The organism is Enterococcus sp. DIV0802b (assembly GCF_050543535.1).
GTDB lineage: Bacteria > Bacillota > Bacilli > Lactobacillales > Enterococcaceae > Enterococcus_D > Enterococcus_D entomosocium.
The window spans coordinates 614373-633365 of record NZ_CP172941.1 but is presented as its reverse complement, the minus strand read 5'-3'; the positions used below and the strand labels follow the sequence as shown (position 1 = coordinate 633365).

General features: G+C 43.1%; 16 protein-coding genes. 1 reads left to right on the top strand and 15 read right to left on the bottom strand.

Going from position 1 to position 18993, the window contains the following annotated elements; translation table 11 throughout:
- Nucleotides 1–40 precede the first annotated feature (40 nt).
- The 10 genes from IGJ12_RS02940 to IGJ12_RS02895 all read right to left on the bottom strand — a co-directional run bounded on the left by IGJ12_RS02940 (nt 41) and on the right by IGJ12_RS02895 (nt 11417).
- Nucleotides 41–805, bottom strand: coding sequence for a hypothetical protein (locus IGJ12_RS02940; RefSeq protein ID WP_035006577.1), 765 nt, complete (start codon nt 803–805; stop codon nt 41–43).
- A gap of 73 nt (nt 806–878) precedes the next feature.
- Nucleotides 879–1358, bottom strand: coding sequence for a signal peptidase I (gene lepB / locus IGJ12_RS02935; protein WP_430619329.1), 480 nt, complete (start codon nt 1356–1358; stop codon nt 879–881).
- A 76-nt stretch (nt 1359–1434) separates the two neighbouring features.
- The gene (locus IGJ12_RS02930; RefSeq protein WP_430619328.1) at nt 1435–2853 is read right to left on the bottom strand and encodes an HTH domain-containing protein; all 1419 of its coding nucleotides are present in this window, start codon (nt 2851–2853) and stop codon (nt 1435–1437) included.
- Between the two features lie 81 nt (nt 2854–2934).
- Entirely contained in the window at nt 2935–5955 is a 3021-nt protein-coding gene (locus tag IGJ12_RS02925) for a WxL domain-containing protein (RefSeq protein ID WP_430619327.1), read from the bottom strand.
- Between the two features lies 1 nt (nt 5956).
- Nucleotides 5957–7021 (bottom strand): DUF916 and DUF3324 domain-containing protein, encoded by a 1065-nt coding sequence (locus IGJ12_RS02920; RefSeq protein ID WP_194199918.1) that lies wholly within the window; start codon nt 7019–7021, stop codon nt 5957–5959.
- 83 nt (nt 7022–7104) lie between these two features.
- The gene (locus tag IGJ12_RS02915) at nt 7105–8004 is read right to left on the bottom strand and encodes a WxL domain-containing protein (RefSeq protein WP_008378005.1); all 900 of its coding nucleotides are present in this window, start codon (nt 8002–8004) and stop codon (nt 7105–7107) included.
- 23 nt (nt 8005–8027) lie between these two features.
- Complete coding sequence (locus tag IGJ12_RS02910) at nt 8028–8852, bottom strand: WxL domain-containing protein (RefSeq protein ID WP_430619326.1); 825 nt, start codon at nt 8850–8852, stop codon at nt 8028–8030.
- Nucleotides 8853–8864: 12 nt separating this feature from the next.
- On the bottom strand, nt 8865–9233 hold the full coding sequence (locus IGJ12_RS02905) for an LPXTG cell wall anchor domain-containing protein (protein ID WP_008378002.1): 369 nt from the start codon (nt 9231–9233) through the stop codon (nt 8865–8867).
- A 1185-nt stretch (nt 9234–10418) separates the two neighbouring features.
- Complete coding sequence (locus IGJ12_RS02900; protein WP_430619325.1) at nt 10419–10643, bottom strand: hypothetical protein; 225 nt, start codon at nt 10641–10643, stop codon at nt 10419–10421.
- 378 nt (nt 10644–11021) lie between these two features.
- Entirely contained in the window at nt 11022–11417 is a 396-nt protein-coding gene (locus tag IGJ12_RS02895; protein ID WP_008377999.1) for a DUF7006 family protein, read from the bottom strand.
- Nucleotides 11418–11905: 488 nt separating this feature from the next.
- Between IGJ12_RS02895 and IGJ12_RS02890 the strand changes: the two genes are divergently transcribed.
- Nucleotides 11906–13393 carry a helix-turn-helix domain-containing protein gene (locus IGJ12_RS02890; protein ID WP_086316900.1) on the top strand — a complete coding sequence of 496 codons (1488 nt, stop codon included), beginning with the start codon at nt 11906–11908 and terminating at the stop codon, nt 13391–13393.
- Nucleotides 13394–13520: 127 nt separating this feature from the next.
- Here the strand turns inward: IGJ12_RS02890 and IGJ12_RS02885 are convergent, their stop codons facing one another.
- The 5 genes from IGJ12_RS02885 to IGJ12_RS02865 are packed head-to-tail and all read right to left on the bottom strand — an operon-like array spanning nt 13521 to nt 18985.
- Nucleotides 13521–13883 (bottom strand): DUF7006 family protein, encoded by a 363-nt coding sequence (locus tag IGJ12_RS02885; RefSeq protein WP_430619324.1) that lies wholly within the window; start codon nt 13881–13883, stop codon nt 13521–13523.
- Between the two features lie 53 nt (nt 13884–13936).
- Nucleotides 13937–15397, bottom strand: coding sequence for a helix-turn-helix domain-containing protein (locus IGJ12_RS02880; protein WP_194187946.1), 1461 nt, complete (start codon nt 15395–15397; stop codon nt 13937–13939).
- A gap of 14 nt (nt 15398–15411) precedes the next feature.
- Complete coding sequence (wecB, locus tag IGJ12_RS02875; protein ID WP_430619323.1) at nt 15412–16509, bottom strand: non-hydrolyzing UDP-N-acetylglucosamine 2-epimerase; 1098 nt, start codon at nt 16507–16509, stop codon at nt 15412–15414.
- Between the two features lie 32 nt (nt 16510–16541).
- Entirely contained in the window at nt 16542–17573 is a 1032-nt protein-coding gene (locus IGJ12_RS02870) for a glycosyltransferase family 4 protein (protein ID WP_430619322.1), read from the bottom strand.
- Nucleotides 17570–18985 (bottom strand): lipopolysaccharide biosynthesis protein, encoded by a 1416-nt coding sequence (locus IGJ12_RS02865; protein WP_061053766.1) that lies wholly within the window; start codon nt 18983–18985, stop codon nt 17570–17572. The genes IGJ12_RS02870 and IGJ12_RS02865 overlap by 4 nt, the downstream gene beginning before the upstream one ends.
- Nucleotides 18986–18993: the final 8 nt, after the last annotated feature.

Genomic DNA, 18993 nt, shown 5'->3' with positions numbered 1-18993 from the left:
ATCCCTCCCTTTCGTCAATAACTCTTTTGATTGTTTCATTCTAAGTTCCCGTGTCTGAAGCTTGGACAAGCTCTTTTCGGTTGAGTACTTGCCACTGTCCCTGAGCATTGCGGACGATCGTTTGTTCAAATGACGTATCGGGCGTATCTGCTACTTGCAACACGAAATGGCACCGTTTCACGCCTTGCGCCTGCGATAGATCATCGATGATTCGCTGCAAATTAGCTTCCCAAGCAGGAAAGTCCGCAGAAGAGTTCAAATGACTTGAACTCGTTAGGGTGATTTCTTGCAGCGGTTGGTCAATATGGATCAGCACGACTGTCGGTCCTAAAAAAGGCGTCACTTGCGTCCCAAATTCTTCTTCTAGCTGAAAACGCGCTTCTCGATCATCCGCCATCAGCAGCGTCTGCCAAGCAAGATTTTCAAAAGGGAGACCTGCAGACGGGTACACCGATAACGGTCGTTGCGTCCCTTCAATCTGTTCTTTTTGTAAATGTAAGATTTCCTGTTTCATCTGCTCCCTTTCCTCTGCTACCCTGCAGCTTTGCGCATGTATGGAAACATGAGTAAAAGTCAAAAGCAGCAAACTCATAAGAAACAGACCACTCACCATCAGTAACGCTAACGGATGTTCATTACGAATCTTATGCTTAAAAAAAGCCAGTTTTCTTTTTTCCAACTCCGTCATATTTGTTCGTCGCTCAAGTCTTCGAACAAAGATTTCGAGGTATCCCCGTTGAGCAAGCACCCCGATCGCCACAAAACAAAGCAGCAGTATGCTGACATAAACAATCTTCACGGACATCCCCCTTTCCATCTTTTGTCCATAATTGAGCCTCGATTTTCAAACAGACACGCTGACTGACCACGTTGAATCCTTAAAAGAAATTCAAGACGACCCCACGAAGCGCCTCGCTCGTCACCATACCAAATTCACGACTATCGATCGAGTGCATGATCGCATCCCCAACGACGAAATACTCTCCTGGCTGCAAGATGCCTCCGACCGGCAATTCCCTCGCCGTTTCTTGCGTCAGTGTAAAGGTATAGGAAAAATCATAATAGGACCCTGATGCCCCCAATAGCAAACGATTGCCACTGCGCGCATAGGAATCCCCAGGAACCCCGATCACTCGTTTTACGATCAGCAGCCCTTCATGCTCAAAAGCGACGAGATCATAACGATGCGGCAACTGATTCTTTTGAATAACGACTAACTCGTTGTTTTGAATAATGGGGGCCATCGAATCACCGCTGACACGAGCCATTTTGTAGTTTGAAAAGAAATAGAACAGCAGCAGTAGCAGACAACTTATCCCCAACACACGAAGTGCCCATTGCTTTTGGAATCGACCCATGATACCTGTTGCTCCTCTACCATAATTTTACGTCGTACGTAGCCTTTGACTATTTATACCGTTGGCTCTACCGCTTTTAGCGAGAGGCAGACGCTGCTGGAAGCTCTTCACTAGGAACAGAGCCTTCACATGAACCAAGAAAATCGGCTAAAATTGCCTTGCCGAGGCGTTTGATGGAGTTTGGCTCAATCGGTCGTTCCAACCGATAGATGGGCTGTTCCAATTCCAGCAAAAAGAGCGGTTGATCGGTGACCAACACCTGGCGGGCGGTGAAAATTGACAGCTCACTCGTAGCCTCGACGACGACATCTACTCCTTGTGCAACCAGCCAATCCCTCAGACGTTGCTTGATCCAGCCTTTGATTTTCTCATTTCCACTCAAATGATAGGTGATCATCAGCTGCTTGTTTTTTAACTGCTGCTTGTTTAGATAGGACTCGCCTATTGTCTGCAAATAGTGAGAAGCAGCGCTAGAAAGTACCTTAGACTTTCCAATACCCGACACTGCTGGCTTTTTACAATCCCGCAGCAAAGGAGGTGGCACATGGAAGAGCCGATCCAGTAACATGACTGCTAACGCCACTTGCACGAACACGCGATCTTCTCTCAATGTCTCTGCTTGCTTGGGAAACGTCTCTCGCAAGCTATCGATTGGATCAAACGGCACCGTTTCTTCGATCCACGGATGTTTTAATAAAAACGAAAGTACCCCTTCATCTGCCATCATCAGGAACAGCAGGACACACCGTTCTTGCTGCGACAAGGACCTGCAGACCTCCAAGCCTTCGATGACAAAGCCCGTTTTTTCTAGAAACAACCGACAAAAGTCAGCCATTTCCCAATTTTCCTCCAAGCGCCCACCTTGTTGCGCCCGTAAAAGAAAGACCTTCGTCCACTGCAACGAAACCACTGGATCGATCGGCAAGGACGGACGATACCGCAGTGTCAACGTTTCAGCCAGCTGCTCAAAGATTTGGTAGGGCTGTTCCTCTTCTTCAAAATAAAAGGCTTTATAGAAATACCGTATGTTTCCTTCTGCCCCTTCTAGGCACCACTGCTTTTTATTCAAAGTCAGCTCATAAGCAGCGAACAAGGTCTGAAGCTGACGGCATTGTTTCAAAAAAGTTTGATTGCCTAACCCGGTGATCGCAGCCAGTTTTTCCGGTATCGCCGTTTCTTGCTGACACAAGAAATGCAGAAACAACAGATTTGGGTCATCCGCCAACAATGCTCGCTTTTTTTTCTGATACTCTGCCAGTTCTTGGATCACCAATTCATAGCCATTGCTGGCAGATGCGAGGATCGTCGAAGCCCCAAAGAGTTGGCGCAGTTCCTCAATGTCTGAAATAATCGTCCGCCGAGAAGCGCCGCAAGCATGTGCCAGCTGTTGCCCACTTAAAGGACCGCAACATTCCAACTGCCGCAAAATCGTCAATTGCCGCTTGCACGTCATTGAAAATAAACTGTTCATCAATAAAGACGGCTTGTTTCTCATCGTTTCACCTCCCCACACATTCGAAAGAAGAGAAGCTGCAGGCGACTTCCAGCAGCTTCTGCTTCCTTCTTATTCAAACTTTTATGACTCAGGTCTCGGAACAAAGCTTAATTCCCAATAAATCGTGCCGCGATAAGCAGTTGCTTGGGGGTTGGCACCAAGCGGGACTTCCAGTTCCACACTGTTTTCCATTGTTTCACTTGAGCCATAATGTTGGATCCACGTCCCTCCACCATGATTCTCTTGAGCCGAAGCCAAGGTTTTACTTTGACCTGCAATAAGTTCAATGGCTTCTTGATAGTCTGGCGTCTCCGACTCATTCGAACCAGTGGTTACCATATGGATATTTGACAAATAAACGCTTGCCCCTCTTAGTCGTTGCCTTTCATCATGCGTACCCACAAAACCCTCTTCAGATAAGCGAGCACTCAGTGTCCAACCAGTAGTAGCGACCCTCCGATCCGATACTTGGATATAATTGGGACGGTCCCCTTCATGCACATCCTCATAAACTTCCCGCAACGCCTGCGGCTTTGCTGGATATCGAGTGGTACTTGAAAGAATTGGTACTTCTCCAAAATCGAATTGAGAAATAAAGTCGATGCTGACAAATCCCTGGTTTTCTGGCAAAACAGGAGGATTCACAGGATCGACCGTTTCATCCGGGCGAAAAGGATCCCGCGGGTCCACAATGTCGATTTTCTCTACAATCACCGAATCCTTTCCCCATCTCCCATTCAAAAACGCCTCGGCTGTCACTAGCTCTTCGTGACGAAAATGTTGGAAGTTTGGAAATTCGGATAAATCAAACTGAAAGTTTCCCTCTTCATCAGCTTGGACGTGAAAGAATTCTCTGCGTCCATCTGGATCCGTTACAGTACCAAGGGAAGGATTTGGTTCGGGCATAAATGCTTCCCGCTCAAAACGAATATAGCTATTGGGATTTGCTCTTCCAGAGATGATCCGAGAATTTGATAAGGTCGGATCTTCCGTTAATGGATTCAACTCTATTTCAACTTCAGAAACTTGCTCGAAAAGCAATCGTTGGCTATGAGTCGAAAAATGACTACGTACCCCTTGTTCCACTGTTGGATCCAAAGTTACGACACTGTTGATTGTTGGATTGATCCAAGTAAAGTTGGTACTCATATGAATCAAAGGCATCCACTCATGGGTAGGCTGCACCTCATCAAACTCACCGTATTGCCATTGTTTGATTCCTTGAAATTCGATTTCCAGTTCATTGGTTCCATTTAAGTTGATCAAACTTCCGTTATTAAAAGAAAGCGGCGCCGTTCGTTCTAAATTGACCTTTCGGGCCTCATTGAACGTCAACTTCGAAAGATTTCCAAAAAAGATCAAATTTTGAGAATCATTGCGACTGTCCGAACGAATATCTAAAACAGCATCTTTACCAACAGTGATACTGTTTTGAGGTTCCCAGAAGCCAACAACATGTGCCGATAAGTTGGGTTGATTTTCCGCATCAATTTTTAACATACTACGTTCCTTTAGATTGATATGGGTGTTGCCTCCTTGAAATGAAAGAATATTCCAATTCCATCCATTCGTGTGGCTTCGATTCTCTAAGGATTGGATATGCACTTTGCTGTCTTCCAAGAGATCGATGGTATGGTTTCCATGAAGTGTGGAAATCGCAGAGGCGTTGATCTGAGTGTCAAGTTTTAATTCTGCTCCCTTGCCAACAGTCAGATTCCCACCACCATTTCCAAAATAGACATTCACACCATCGGCTTCCCCTCTAGTCCCTTCAAAATTTGCTTTCATGGAAACTTTGGCATTCTCTCCAATAATCAGTTCTGGATGATTCAAACCATGATAAAATAAATTTCCTGAACTGATGGTCGACAATTCTACTTCTGCATTGGGACTGATCAAAAGTCGATGGACTTCAAAATTTGCTTGATTCCAAGCATTGATCTGCCAATTTTCATTAAAAGTCGAACGGTAGCTTCGTGCTTGATGTGAGGTAACCTTTCCTGAAAGCACTGCGGTTGTACCAACGGAATGCAAAAGCTGATTCCCAATGTTTTCAACATTATGGTACCGCATGGTCGATATGGCTTGATTGTTAACACCTAAAGTAGTAACGTTCATAGGTCCGTAATAATTCCCATGATAAAGGGTAATATTTTGATACGAAATATCCCAAGGAGATTCTGGTACCATCGTACTATCCAAGAAGCCAACAGCAACCGCACGAAAATCAATTTGGTATTTTCCTTGTCCATCAATAATAAGAGTTCTTGAGATTCCCGGTTGGCTGATATAGACATAAGAGTCTCCACTCGAAATATTAATTGTACTTCCTGATACGCCTGAAGCTATACCTTCAATCGGATTATCACTAGATTCAAAGCTGTCGATCAACTTTATATGATTCACCTCTGGGTCCATGACAGCTTCTAAAAATTCTAGCCAGGAGCCTACTTCTTGTTCTCTTCGCCTATCTTCCAAAAGATCAAGATTGCCTTCATCCACCTCGATGTCATCAAAAAATGAACCATCTGATGTGACAGGATCCGCTGCTAAGTTAGTGCCAATCGGGTGGTCGTCCGTTTCCATAGGGGGCCTCTCCCCCTCATCTCCGGATTTTCTTTCTTCCACGTTCAAGGTAAGCACTGTCTCTGCTACCGTTATTTCATAAGTACCTACGGATTCTATCGTCAGTGGTAGACTAAACGACGTCAACGGCACTTCGGAGTTCAGAAGCCATTGCTCGGGATCCTCGGTTTGGGTGATCACTATTTCTTCCATTAAAAATGTTTCTTCTATGATCGTGGCTGCAGGCAGCTGGATGTCGATGCTTGTTAGTGGGCGGTTTGTTAAAAACATGATCGGAAACGCTTCTCCAACATAGGCTTGCTGGATTTCTTCCAGAAAAGAAACCACCAACTCCTCTTGATCCTCTAAAGATTCTTCAAAAGAAGATCCAGTGAACACCTCGCCTAACGTACCTTCTCTTCCTTGCCATGCATGTAGTGGTTCAAAAAAGAACACACGAATAGACGGAAAAAACAAGTAAACACTAAATAGTCCTACCATAAGTGATAGTACTATCTTTAGTGTTTTCTTTTTCATTTTACTGATCCCCACCTTCTTTTGTCTTTTTTTTCTTGTTAATGATTAAAACAACAACGATGATCAATAACAAAACAAGTGCGGCGATTCCGCCAATCAGCCACCAATTGGTTTCTGGTTCCAATGTCACGTCTTCCTCATTTAAACGTCGGGCATCAGCAGCCGCAATCGTGAAGGGTTCTTCCCAATGCCATTCCTCCCCTTGTGAACGGGCCGTCAGAGTCAGGACATAGTCTCCCGGACGGAAACGCTCGCCATTTAGCGGGATCGGAAAATCCATCTGCGAATTTGGTGCCATCTGCATACTTGTGCGCTGTGTTTCATACAAGACGGTGTCGCTACCGCTGGCACGAATCTCGGCATCAATTTCTATGTGGTTGACGAAAGTCGGTGTATAATTTTGAATCTTGGCACTGATCACGTTCCGATAATTGACTTGACTGGCAAAAACGTCCAGCAATTCAAGTCCCGGATCCGTTGACGAGCGGTTATTGCTTACGACGACTCCTAAAATAAAGGCAAACTCATTACGAATCCCGATGCCTTCTGTTTCCGACTCTGCTGCCCCAGCATCGCGGACCTCTTCTACTCGGATCGCCCCTGCCAGTATCCCATCAAATTCTTCCTCAGGCATCGTCAGAGGCAGTGTAAGGATCCGTTCTTCTTGGGCTTCTAAGGTGATGACCCCTGGTGCTTCAATCAATTCGGCAATCGAGGCAGGCAATGTCGGGTCAGGAGCTTCGGCATCACGACCGTATTCTACTACTCCGTTGACGTTGGTGAAGGCAGTATGAGCCGATACTTCGACATCAATGGTTTCTTCCGATGTATTTTGGATGCGTAACTGCAATTCCTCTTGTTCCCCTGCGCCTAAATTCAGATCAAAATAACCGCTAGCACCGCCTTCGATCTGACTGTCAGGGAATATCGGGGTTACAAAAAAATTCAACTCTGATTCAATGTCATCATTTGCTCGTACTGGTGTCGGCCAAGCAATCAATGAGCATAGCACGATCATTGCAGTCAAAAGCCGCAGCCAGCGTTGGTTTGTTGGTTGTTCAATCACTGTTGTTTCTCCTTCCAAAAAAGGCAGGAATAACGGTCTACTCCTGCCAGTTGTTTCACATTATTGTTGCGTTGCTTTGAAGATTAATCTTCTGGATTTAAAACGTTGTCGTCTCCATCGCCGCCATTACCACCATTTTCACCATCTACACTAACTGTGGTAGCTAGTGTCCAGGTCAAGGTTGCTGTATAGGTGTCTTGTTGCGGCGTCGCAGCTGATGGAAGATGCAGCTGAATACGATCATTCAGAATCGTTCCGGTAAAATCATTACCCTCAAACTCATCCATCATTTTGTCTTGGTCTCCCCAGAAGACAGAGGAGCGTCCTTGTCCTTGATTGGGTCCTGCGGTCATGACTGGAATGCTCGATGCTATATTCGTATTAGCATTTAAAATCACACGATCACCATCAGTTATTGATGCTTCAGGCGCTTCTTCAGCAGGCCCGGTACCATCATTGTGTTTGATCTGCGGATCAATAAAGTGAAGTTGGGCGCCATAAAGGATATCCCCTGTATCTTGACCGACAAACTCTGTCAAAGCAAGACTTAATGTCCAATCTGCCGCACTGTTTCCTCGTGTATCACTGACTTGTGCCAAGGAAACGTAAGGAACTGTGTCTGGAAGTCCGACCGCAAGAGGATGGTTTTCATCTACGTTTTGCATTTCAGCAATCACAGAATATTCAGCTGCAGATGAAGTAATGGCTTGTTGACCAAAATCGAATTTTTCTGGCACGTAAACGATCGTTAATGGACCTTTTACTGGAAGCGGATCAATGATAACGGGTGGGTAAGGAACTGGATTTTCAACGTCATCCACGTCTTCTTCCCCTTCGATAAAGTTAACCTCATTTGGTGTCTCTACTTCAAAAAGTGGTGTTTTTGGTTGATTATTTTCTTCCTCTGCTGCTACTACTTGTACACCGCCTGCGAAGATCGTAGAGGTCAGTGTTGCGACTGTTGCTAATCGAATCCATTTCATTTTTATTCCTTCTTTCTTTTCTTTTAGTTTGTTTCATCGGCTTGCGCCGTTGGAACTGTTTCTCCTGATTGCGAGGTAGTGGTCGTCAATTGCCACTTCAAAGTCGCCACATACAAGGCTGCATCTTTAGCAGTCGCTCCCGGGACGAACAATTGGATCGCCTCATTGCGAACCACCGGCGCCTGGGCTTGGACTTGCGCATTCAACTCATCTTGGTAGCCCCAAACGACGGATGAAGTGCCTGCCCCTTTGCCGGCATCAGCAGTCAGAACAGCTTGTGCTGAACCATTGGCATCCAAACGCAAGCCTGCTTCATGTGCGGCCGGTGCGTTTTCTTGGTTGTGGCTATTGTAGTCAACTTCTCGTGAGGCAAAGATGATTTGTGCCCCTCGCAGTTCGTTGTGTTGCGTCCCTGATTCAAACGCACTTAGTGCTACAGTCAAACGCCAGCCAGCATTTGACCCACGGGTATCTTGTACTTGGGCGAAGGAAACATACGGTACTTGGTTTTCTTCCCCTTGGGTATCCGCTAATTGTTGCTTTTCTGCCACCATCGAATAGACGGCATCTCGGTTGGAGATTTCTTGGGTACCAAAATCCAAAGTCGGCGCATAAGCGATCGTCAATGGTCCTGTTTGTCCATCTGGTCCGATCGGCGGTATCTCCACATCGGGGCCATCGGGTCCTGGATCAGGCGGTAACACTTCCGTCGGTTCTCGATCATTGGGCACAAAACTTACTTGCCCATCGGTTTCAGCGACTCTTACTTCAGCGGCGGTCCCTTGGATCCCACCAGTCAAAAGGGTTGCGGCAAGTACGGTGCTCGTTGCAAATCGCAAAAATCTCATAAGATCATTCCCTTATTCTCTATTACTCAACTTTTCTTGTGTTCTTGAGGTTGTTCGTTCTTTTTGGTACCTGCGTGTCTTCTTCACTGTTGAATAGCCAGCGATCAATAGCAGCAATGATCCGAGTGCCGTGGCACTGGAACTTTTTCGGGTATTTGTCTGCGGCAAACGTCCCCCATCCCCGCCAGGTTGTGTCGGTCCGGTCGGTGGTGAAGGTTCTGGTTTGTCTGGTTCATAGACACCCGTGAACTGGACTGAGCCTTCTGTATCGACGGAACGCTCTTCTTGTGCCGAAACTAAAATCGTCGAAGCACTGATCACTTGAAAAAAAGCAGCGAAGATCATCAGTTTGACCCAAAAATTCCCCCTCGCTCTTTTCATTCTCCCTCCCCCTTTTTGACATCATCAAGCCTAAAAACCACCCTTTTTTAGACACCTTTACTTAGACGGTAACCTTGAACAAAGTCGATTGGTCTTTGTTTCAGTTGGCTTCCAAAAACGCTGGGTTTTATCCTCGATATACTTCATTATAGCTATCTTTGTGATGCGGGAAAAATCAATAAATTCACTGGCTGATGAAATCTATGCCTAAATAAAAAAACAAACCCCCGTTTTAAATAAATTATTCAACATAGGATATGGCTAAAGTGAGAAATCCTTAACATCTACCAAAGTGCTTGTTACCATAGAAAAATCATATATCAATCTCCAAAGCACCTGCAGTTCTCCATTCTATAAAAGCCACAATAAAATAACGGTAAAAAAAGGAGGGGGACTATCCTTATTAAGAACGTTCCTCTCTTTTCATCTGATCCCCCAAGCTACGTTTGTCGGGTATTCTTTCTTTTATGTTGTTTTTCTTAGAATCACTAAACTGATAAGAACATGAAGCATGCCTGTCAGTGGTCATCTCCTGCTCGTTTGGTATTTCTCTACGGAAAACAGTTGGGTGGTTCCTCGACGATTGGCGGATCATCAGCTATGGTTCTTCTTTCGGAGCGCCACCTTTCCCATTCATTTTCACTTATCCAGCCCTTTCCCGGTACTCTGTTGTTGCCAATACAGATGCAGCCAAACCAACGCATACTCCAATAGCTATTGCAGCGCTAAAAACTTTGGCGTCTCTGTCCATTGCTTTATCTTCTCTATCTATTATCCTTCGGTACTCCCTTGAAATGCCGCTTGGCTAAATCAGCCATTCCTCCATGAAGCATTTTATTGACTCTATCGTATGTAGTTCTTCGGCCATCCATTTTTTGATTACTATTTACAGAACGAATCGATTCTTCCAGCCTCCCCCTTAAGAATTTTTCATTTCCTTGAAAAAAGCTCTCCACGGGACATTTGAAAACAGGCCTATTTGTTAGCACAAAAAAACAGCAAACGATCCCTTCTTGGTTTCACCAAAAGAAGCAAACGTTTGCTGCAGATTTGTTTATGTTAAGTAAGAGCCCACGAAAGGCTCGTCTCGGTCGTACTATTTTATGTATACTTTTTCTTACAAACAAGCGCTTTCTTCCTACTGTAAAAACGCTTCTTTGCTGATCATTGCTGTTTAATTCTTGATCATTCTCCTAAAGATTGCTTCTCTTTCCTTGTTCTGCCACGCTGTACCCAAAAATACATAACCAGCAGAAAGAAATAGCCAAGCAAAAGAATGGTTTGCCCCAATTGAAACCAGCTGCGAAGGATCACAGATATGCTGGGAAAGAAATCATACATGCCGTATTGTGCCACCGATATGCCTACCGACAAGGAGGCAAAAATAATAAAAAGTTTCATTCCGTTCATGTCCTACCTTCAAGCGCTTTTTGCTTTTTTTCACGTCTTACACAGTAATTATTTTATGAAGAGCAAAAAACATTCGTCTTTGTCGTTGACTTTAGCGGTCAATCTGTTGTTTCTTAAAAACAACTCTTACTCAAGCAAGGAAGACCAACCAATTGCCTTCCCCACTGCGTTGTTTGAGTAGTCCATCTGCTCTCTGTCATTCTCAAGGGTACGTTCCACCTGAAAATCATCCTTTTAGCCCCACTACTACTCTCCATTTATTTCTCCAAAAAACTATCTATGAAACTTCCCCAATAGTCTACTGAGCATCATCGTTTCCCATTTATCTCAATTTTTTTCCTAACTCTCAGGTCTACTCGACGTATTAGACATAAAAATTCAGGACTCCGCTAAGTGTTCACTCAAATAAATCAAGCCCATTTTGGGTTTTTGCGTTAACTTTGCCCCCGTGATCTCACGGTAAAAATACTTATGGTCATTTTCTATCATTTCAATGACTTCTTCCTCACTCATCCCAAGGTCATCTAGCAATCCCTCTTTGCGATTGTTGCTGATTTCCATCAATATTTGCAATTGTGCATCAATCGCCAATAAGTGGCCCCACTGAACAAACAGGTTTTCTTCCTTGCTATGAAAAATCGTTAAAAACTCTTTTGCTAACCGATGATAAAAGGCATTTATTTTTGGAAAAAAGCGTAACACCCCTTGTTTTTCTAGCTCTGTTTGAAAATGCGCCAAATATTCTTCTGCTCCCGCTATCTTTTCTGCCAGCATATTAGCCTCCTCGTAATCTATCTGCATGTTCGTTTCCAGTTTACACTTTCTGGTAACCGTAGATGTTCTTCAACCAATCAATGTCTTCTATTTTCTTTCTCTCTCATTCGTGGATACCCCTCAAGTACACTGCATTTCTAGGTATTGATGGCACATTCACTCATTTGCTAGTTACATTTACTGTTTATTTTCTCCCTTTTGATCCAACCAACAGTTCACAGGTTTCCTCTTGAGAAAAAACAAATACTCCTAAGCATCGGACTATGGTCTCACTATAGCGTCAAATATCCTTAAAAAAAAATAGCAATTTTCACCTGTCGGTGAAAAAACCTACATTGTATCAATTCGTTTCAACCGTTTACATCCACCAGAATAATAAAAAATCGAATATTTAGTCAAATAAAATAAAATTAAATATAAAAATTGAAGTTTTTTAACCAATTGTTTATAATGTGTTTAATTCTTTTTTTAATTCAACGGGGGCAACTATGAAAAATTTTCAGCTAAAATTTATCAAAAATCGTTCTTTAATCCGACGATTGCAATTATTAAATGAATTTGAGAAGAATCCATCTGCAACATTGGGCGATTTATCAGAAGTAACAAAAAGTAGTACCCGTACGATCATTGCGGATATTGCCATGATTCGCGACTATTTTAATGACGCGATCGAAATCTATTCCTCTAAGTTTGGGTATTTATTTGAAGAACTTGATCCCGAGGGGTATATCAAACAAAAACAAAATTTAGTTAAAGACGAGCCATTTTTTATGATTTTGGAGAGTATTTTTTTTGATGAATTACAATCTGCTCTGGATTGGAGCTTGACCCTTAATCTTTCGGAACAAGCATTGCTGAGTTACTTAAAAAAAATGAACGAATTATTAAAGCCCTTCAAACTTCGTCTATCAACAAACCCTGTCACATTGATAGGTTCCGAAATCGATATTCGCCGCTTTTTTTGTCTGTTTTATTATGAGTCAGATATCAATGTCAATACGATCTTCCCATCGCTGGATGTCCAAGATGCTGTCATTGAGATCACCAATCTTTTGCATTCAAAAAAGCAACCGGCTTCTACCTTTTCTTACTTTTCCTATATTCTCTACATTACACTGGAACGCAGCAAGAAAGGGTTACAGGTCGAACTTTCACCTGAACTAAAGGACATCTTTTATGCTTATCATTCATTGATTGCTCCAGATACGTTAAGAGAGATCCTTTATTCCTATTTTCATTACCATCTGCCAGAGGACGAAATCATTTATTTGTTGCTTTGTCTCATCTGTCGCCGAAAAATCAATCATCCCTCGATCGAAGAATTTTGCCGAATGTATAATCGCTGGCCTGAGATCAAACAAGTGACAAAAGATTTCTATGCCCTAAATCAAGGCAATTCCTATGATGAACAAAAAGATTTACACTGGTTAGAATCATTTTTTACGATTGTGAAAATACGCGATATGCTCTCGCCCATCATGAATGTCAATATTGACGATCTTACGCAATTCGTCAAAGAGAAGTTTTCCTACGAATATAAGAGAAACTATGCATTTTTGGCAAAACACAAGCTAGTCAAAAAGCTGTATTCATCCTCCTATCTTGACGATTTCTGTGCCAGCTTAACGATTCATATGGAAGCGATCAAAGAAGAAAATTGGGGATCACAACGGACGATCGCCGTGATTTTTGAAGGAAACGAATATGTTTGTGAATATGCCGAAAGTATCGTGCGAAAATATTTGGGTCGCTTCCATACATTGTATTATCCTAATGCCAGTGAACTCTCTCCAACCTATTTAAAAGAAAAGCAAATTGATCTATTAGTCACCAATTATTCGGAGTATACGACAGAATACTTACTGGAAGTAGAATGCGTTCTTCTAAAATCTTTTCCAGATGCGACAGATTGGAATCGATTACTTAATCAAATCAATCCACGGATCTTGCGTCTGGTTGTGTTGGACAATGCGTAAGTCAACTTGCTAGACACTATCTTGTGGAATCATTACGGTCACAAAGCATTTCGAAGTGTTATTTTATAAAAACCATTCTTACCCAACGAGTGGTTGACACTCTGATTTATCTCAGCGATCACAGTGTTCATTTCTCGCTGAGATAAATCAAGCCATGGGGCGCTTTCTGGTTTGTGCCGATCCCTGCCATTTGTCGGTAATAGACATTTTTGTCCTTTTTGATCATTTCGACGATCTCTTCTTCTGCTAATTCGATTTCTTTAAAAAAGTCGTGTCGGAAAAAATCTAAAAACATTTGCAGTTGGGCATCGATTTCTAGCAAATCCGTCATTTGTTGTAGCACATTATCGTACTCGGTATAGCAAATTTCTTTGAATCGTGTTTGCAACTCTGTACATACTTGTTTGATTAAGGGAAATTCCTGCAAGTAACAAAGTTCGCTGTAATTTTTTAAATAGGCTTCTGGTGTCATATGTCCTTTTTTCATCATGATTGCATCATTCCTATCTTTCATCTGAGAATTATTTTGCACCTGGACCATTGTTAAAGTTTAAAGTCGATCAATGACATGAGTCTGCGCCAATCGGTTGAGTTCGGGATTTTATTGAACAATAAATACACGCCAGAACAAGAAAAATTCGACATATGCTCATTATAATTTGTGACGACGATATCAAATTGGTTCGCCTCAAAATAGCCGGGATTGATATCTAATACATTCGGAAAAAAGAGTTTCTGATAACTGCCTAGATACTTACGAGCAGTGACCTGAATTCGTTGCGAGATAAATTGATTCCCTTCTAACAGGAACGCAATTTTTTTAGGCTTCCCCCAGTACAATTCTTTCACACAGTCCATATGAATGGTAAACACTGCGCTGATATCTACGATCATGTCTAAAGACAGACACTTCACTTGTTTGAATTGTTTTTGTAAGAACGCTGTGTTTTGTGCCATTTCCTCTGGAAAATGTTTTTTTACAAATGAGATCAAATCGGGAATCACTTTGTTCAAGACCGGTGAAAGTTTATTTTTTAGTAAGATCGTCGCAAAAAAAGACTGGATCAAAACCGTACTATATTCCAGCGCATACGGCGGTACGCCTGCCTCCTTTAGATAACGTTGGGTTAGTTGCAGGATCTGCGAGTCTTTGCCTAACTTGTTGCAAAAGTCCCTTTCCATATCAATATCAAACACCGTCCGTTTTCCCATCGATAACGCATAAAAGTAGATGATTTCTTTTTCGGCGATCGTCGTTTGCAAATGGTTCGATAGCATCGTCTTTAATTTTTTCAGCTCAAGATAATACTCTTTACGAAACTGCTTGACGATGGCTGGATCGATCGTGACGTAATGGCCATGAGAGGTTCGCTCTAAAATGATATAAAGCATGTAACTGATTTCCTCAAAGGCAAGATTAGAGAAATTGCTATCGAATTCTTCTTTTTTCAAGTTTAAACCGATCTCATGAATGATCAACGGCGGAAATACGGTATGCGGCGTACTATCGGATTCATAATAAAAGTTCAGAAAAAAATGGCGAATATTGACTTCCTCACCAATAAGATCAACGGTGGTTTTGTTTAATGTCAGTTGGTACTGTGCTAAAATTGGGTCGATCTTTCGAAAATACCGCATCAACGTGGCAGGGGAAATAAACAAAATGTCTGACCACTCATTGATGGTCAATATTTCCCCTAAAAAAATGCTCTCAAAGATGCGAAACAACGGCTCGTTACTGATCAAATTCCGTTTTTTTTCTAAGTAGCTTTCTGTGTCGATGACTTGTAGCTGATAGCCACTATTTGACGTTTCCATTTCGATAGCATCTTCGAAATACTCTTTAATGTTTTGTAAATCTTCAATGATGGTTCGGCTAGAGCTTTTGATCACTTTTGACAACCCACGGATCGGTGTATGAGAAGCGTGCTCCATATGTTCTAGCAAATGTAGCCACCTTAGCGTCGTTTTACTAATGACAAAAGATGATTGGAATTGTCTCATAGGTTCGCCTTCCTCTACTCGAAATAACTTTTTAATTCAGCCACGATCCGCTCACTGGCTTGTCCATCTCCATAGGGATTTTTGGCTTGCGCCATCTGTTTGTATGCTGCCTCATCAGACAATAAATGAACGATTTCTGAATACACATGCTCCTCATGGGTACCAATGAGTTTCAAAGTCCCTGCTGCCACCCCTTCTGGGCGTTCCGTCGTTTCACGTACGATCAAGACAGGAATCCCCAAGGAGGGTGCTTCTTCTTGAATCCCTCCTGAATCGGTCAAAACAAGGTAGCTGCCTGCCAGTAACTGATAGAATGCAGGGGCATCCAATGGTTCGATCAGCTCAATATTTTGCTGCCCTTCTAAATAGCGCTTGGCTAGTGTACGGACACGAGGGTTTTTATGCATCGGAAAGACCATCGTCAGTGCGGGATAAGCAATAGCGATGCGTTTTAGTGCACGAAACACTTGTTCCATGGGTTGCCCAATATTTTCTCGCCGGTGCATCGTAACTAAAAGGATTTTTTTCTCACTGATTGGTTTTCGGTCTTTTTTTTGTGCCAAGGTGTGGTACAAAGCATCAATAGACGTATTGCCAGTAACGACGATGCGGTCTTGTGGATGATTTTCTTTTAGCAGATTTGCCTGGCTTTGATCTGTAGGGGCAAAGAGAAAATCTGCTAGTTGATCAATCAACCGGCGATTCATTTCTTCTGGAAACGGATCATTCTTGTTACCTGTTCGTAGCCCAGCCTCCACATGACCAATCAAGATCTGCTGATAAAAAGCGGCCAGCGCAGCTGCCACTGCCGTCGTCGTATCGCCATGGACCAACACTACGTCTGGTTCTTCTGATTGAAAAATACCTTCGAGTCCTTCTAAAATACGACTGGTGATACTAGACAAGGTTTGATTTTCTCGCATGATAGCCAAGTCGTAATCAGGGGTCAGCTCAAACGCCGCTAATGTTTGCTCAAGCATTTCTCGATGCTGCCCTGTCACGACGATCTTTGATAGAAAGCGTGGATCATTTGCTATTTTTTTTATGACCGGTGCCATCTTGATGGCTTCTGGTCGTGTACCAAAAATAGATAATACCTTTATTTTTTGCATCGTACTTCTCCTTTTTTTCAGCAATTTGAGCATTAATCAAGTTGCTTTTTGTAAATCTTCTGCCAGCGCTTCATATACGACGTTAAGGCATACTGTTGCTCAATCGTTGCTCTGGCTTGTTGGCTGCTTTTGATTCGTTCTTCCTCGTTAGCTAACAGACCGCTCAACGTCTCGATCATTGCTTGAATATCACCGGCAGCTACTAGGTAGCCGTTTTCACCCGATTGGATCAACTCTGGGATTCCCCCAACCTTCGTCGTTACATTGGGGATACCTGCCGCCATGGTTTCTAAGATCGCCATCGGCAAACCTTCGTGATAAGAAGGGAGAAAATGGATGGCTGCCTTACGAAAAACAGCTGGTAACGCATCGGTTGCTACCCACTCATTTAAGAACACATTGGTGAGATCCTCTTCTTGGAGCTGTTGGGCAACCTGTTGATTTTCTTGATCGCCAAATAACATAAAGCGAATCTCGGGAAAGGAAACAGCCATTGCTTTTGCAACTGCCAACAGATCAAAACTGCCTTTTCTTTGCCCGATCCTGCCAAGAGTGATGATCCATTTTGCGGTGGGGTCATAAAAGGATTCCTCCGACACCGCTACGGCATTTGGCAAGACCTCGATTGAGGTATCGGTAATCGTTTGGTAAAATGCTGACCAGCTACTACTTAGCACTACGAGCTGATCCACCCGAGCTAAGGTAAAACGGACCCACCACTTTGCCCACGAAGGACTGTTTTGATAAAACTGGTCAAATTGCGAAGCATGCATATGAAAAATCGTCTTGCAATGTTTTGGTGCTAGCAACAACAGCAAACTCTTGCGATAGAAACTGCCCTTTTGCGCAACGTGGAAATGAAGGATCTGGCACCTTTCTTTTTTGATGTGCCGACGAAACGTAAGAAACGCTTTGATCTGCGTCCAATATTTTCCTTTTTCCGACCAAGTCTTATGGACGACGAAACGCACGTCCTCTGGCGCTTTTGCTTTTTGGAAATTATGAATGACCGTTGCGATCCCCCCTTTTGCTGCTGGATCTGGACCGATAAGTAAGATATTCATGCTTTGTTGATTTTCCTTTCTTGTACAAATCTAGTTACCTGCTTTAGTTCCTTGCGATAAAGAACAACGACGAAGAGCATCAGCAGCAAAACGAGGCTCTTTTCCAGCCAAAGAGTCCGATTGAATGCCGTAAACAGCGCAAAGCAATACAGCATGATCGAAAGGCTGATTTGGCGTTTGACTGAGAACCCCTGCCAATAGGTCATCGAAAAATATGTACGGGCAAAAAAGAAGACCAAGTACCCTAATGCCGTAGCACAAGCCGCTCCTGTGGCGCCAATTGTCGGTACGAGTAGGAGATGACCAAGGGATGCGGCTAAGACCGCCAGCAAAGAGGCAGCAATATTCAAATGACTTTTCTTATAAAAAACGATCCCGAGATTGGTCGTTTCACTGATCGTCATCATCAAGGGATAAAAACATAACAAGGGAAACAAGTACTGGGCCTCTAAGTAGTCTTGCGACAATAAGATGACGATCGTTTCTTTGAAAAAGACCATCAGTAAAAAGAAAATCGACAAGACGAACATGATAAAGTGACTGACTCGTTCGTAATAAATCAATGGTTTGCCTTTTTTGAACCATTCATAGGAGGTGGGAATCCAAAAATTGGCAAAACTAACTTGTAGAATCATCAAGGCACTTGCCACTTTGAATGCAGCCGTGTAGATGCCCAAAGCGGCAAAATCAGCAAAATAGCGCAGCATCATTTTGTCGATAATCATTAACAGGCTATAGAGGAACGTTCCCACCACCGTCGGCAAGCCAAAACGACTCAGCTTTTTGATCAGGTTGCGATCGATTTGGCGAATGAGCGGCATAAAAAGCGCCAGGTTTGCCAGAATCAACAGACAATCACCGATAATCTGACCGAAGAGCATGCCATAGACCACCGTAATAAACGTCGGCGGACCAAAAAAGAGAAACAGCAACGTGATGAACAAGACCATGAATTTCACCAAAATACTGTAAACGGAGAACTGGATCGCTTTGTTTTGCATTCGAACCGTTAACAAAAGAAACCGTTCAAAAATCAGCAGTCCCGACGAAAGAGCAAATAAATAAATCGCACGGGTGTACTGTGGAGATTCAAATAAAAGCTGCGAAAAATCTGCCGCAAAAACCACTAGGATCAGCTGAAAGAAAAATGAACCGAGCAACGGGACGAGCATCGCTTGTTGCAATAACTCGCGTTTGTTTTCGTGGTCATGGTATTCCCTCGTAAAGGCTTGGTCGAAACCGAGATAGATCACGTATATCAAAAAGGTCTGTGCAAGGAAAAACATACTGGTCTTCCCATATTCTTCGGGTGTCAAAAAGCTGGTCGTTACGGGCAAAAGCACCAAGTTTAAGACCGCCGAACCTAACGAACCGAGGGAGAAAAAGCCCAGCCTCAAAAGTAATTTTTTCAATCAGTTGT

What these genes read in the sequence shown, in the direction of transcription:
- IGJ12_RS02940 (WP_035006577.1), bottom strand. Translation starts at nt 805, where the DNA reads ATGTCCGTGAAGATTGTTTATGTCAGCATACTGCTGCTTTGTTTTGTG.
- lepB (WP_430619329.1), bottom strand. Translation starts at nt 1,358, where the DNA reads ATGGGTCGATTCCAAAAGCAATGGGCACTTCGTGTGTTGGGGATAAGT.
- IGJ12_RS02930 (WP_430619328.1), bottom strand. Translation starts at nt 2,853, where the DNA reads ATGAGAAACAAGCCGTCTTTATTGATGAACAGTTTATTTTCAATGACG.
- IGJ12_RS02925 (WP_430619327.1), bottom strand. Translation starts at nt 5,955, where the DNA reads ATGAAAAAGAAAACACTAAAGATAGTACTATCACTTATGGTAGGACTA.
- IGJ12_RS02915 (WP_008378005.1), bottom strand. Translation starts at nt 8,004, where the DNA reads ATGAAATGGATTCGATTAGCAACAGTCGCAACACTGACCTCTACGATC.
- IGJ12_RS02910 (WP_430619326.1), bottom strand. Translation starts at nt 8,852, where the DNA reads ATGAGATTTTTGCGATTTGCAACGAGCACCGTACTTGCCGCAACCCTT.
- IGJ12_RS02905 (WP_008378002.1), bottom strand. Translation starts at nt 9,233, where the DNA reads ATGAAAAGAGCGAGGGGGAATTTTTGGGTCAAACTGATGATCTTCGCT.
- IGJ12_RS02900 (WP_430619325.1), bottom strand. Translation starts at nt 10,643, where the DNA reads ATGAACGGAATGAAACTTTTTATTATTTTTGCCTCCTTGTCGGTAGGC.
- IGJ12_RS02895 (WP_008377999.1), bottom strand. Translation starts at nt 11,417, where the DNA reads ATGCTGGCAGAAAAGATAGCGGGAGCAGAAGAATATTTGGCGCATTTT.
- IGJ12_RS02890 (WP_086316900.1), top strand. Translation starts at nt 11,906, where the DNA reads ATGAAAAATTTTCAGCTAAAATTTATCAAAAATCGTTCTTTAATCCGA.
- IGJ12_RS02885 (WP_430619324.1), bottom strand. Translation starts at nt 13,883, where the DNA reads ATGATGAAAAAAGGACATATGACACCAGAAGCCTATTTAAAAAATTAC.
- IGJ12_RS02880 (WP_194187946.1), bottom strand. Translation starts at nt 15,397, where the DNA reads ATGAGACAATTCCAATCATCTTTTGTCATTAGTAAAACGACGCTAAGG.
- wecB (WP_430619323.1), bottom strand. Translation starts at nt 16,509, where the DNA reads ATGCAAAAAATAAAGGTATTATCTATTTTTGGTACACGACCAGAAGCC.
- IGJ12_RS02870 (WP_430619322.1), bottom strand. Translation starts at nt 17,573, where the DNA reads ATGAATATCTTACTTATCGGTCCAGATCCAGCAGCAAAAGGGGGGATC.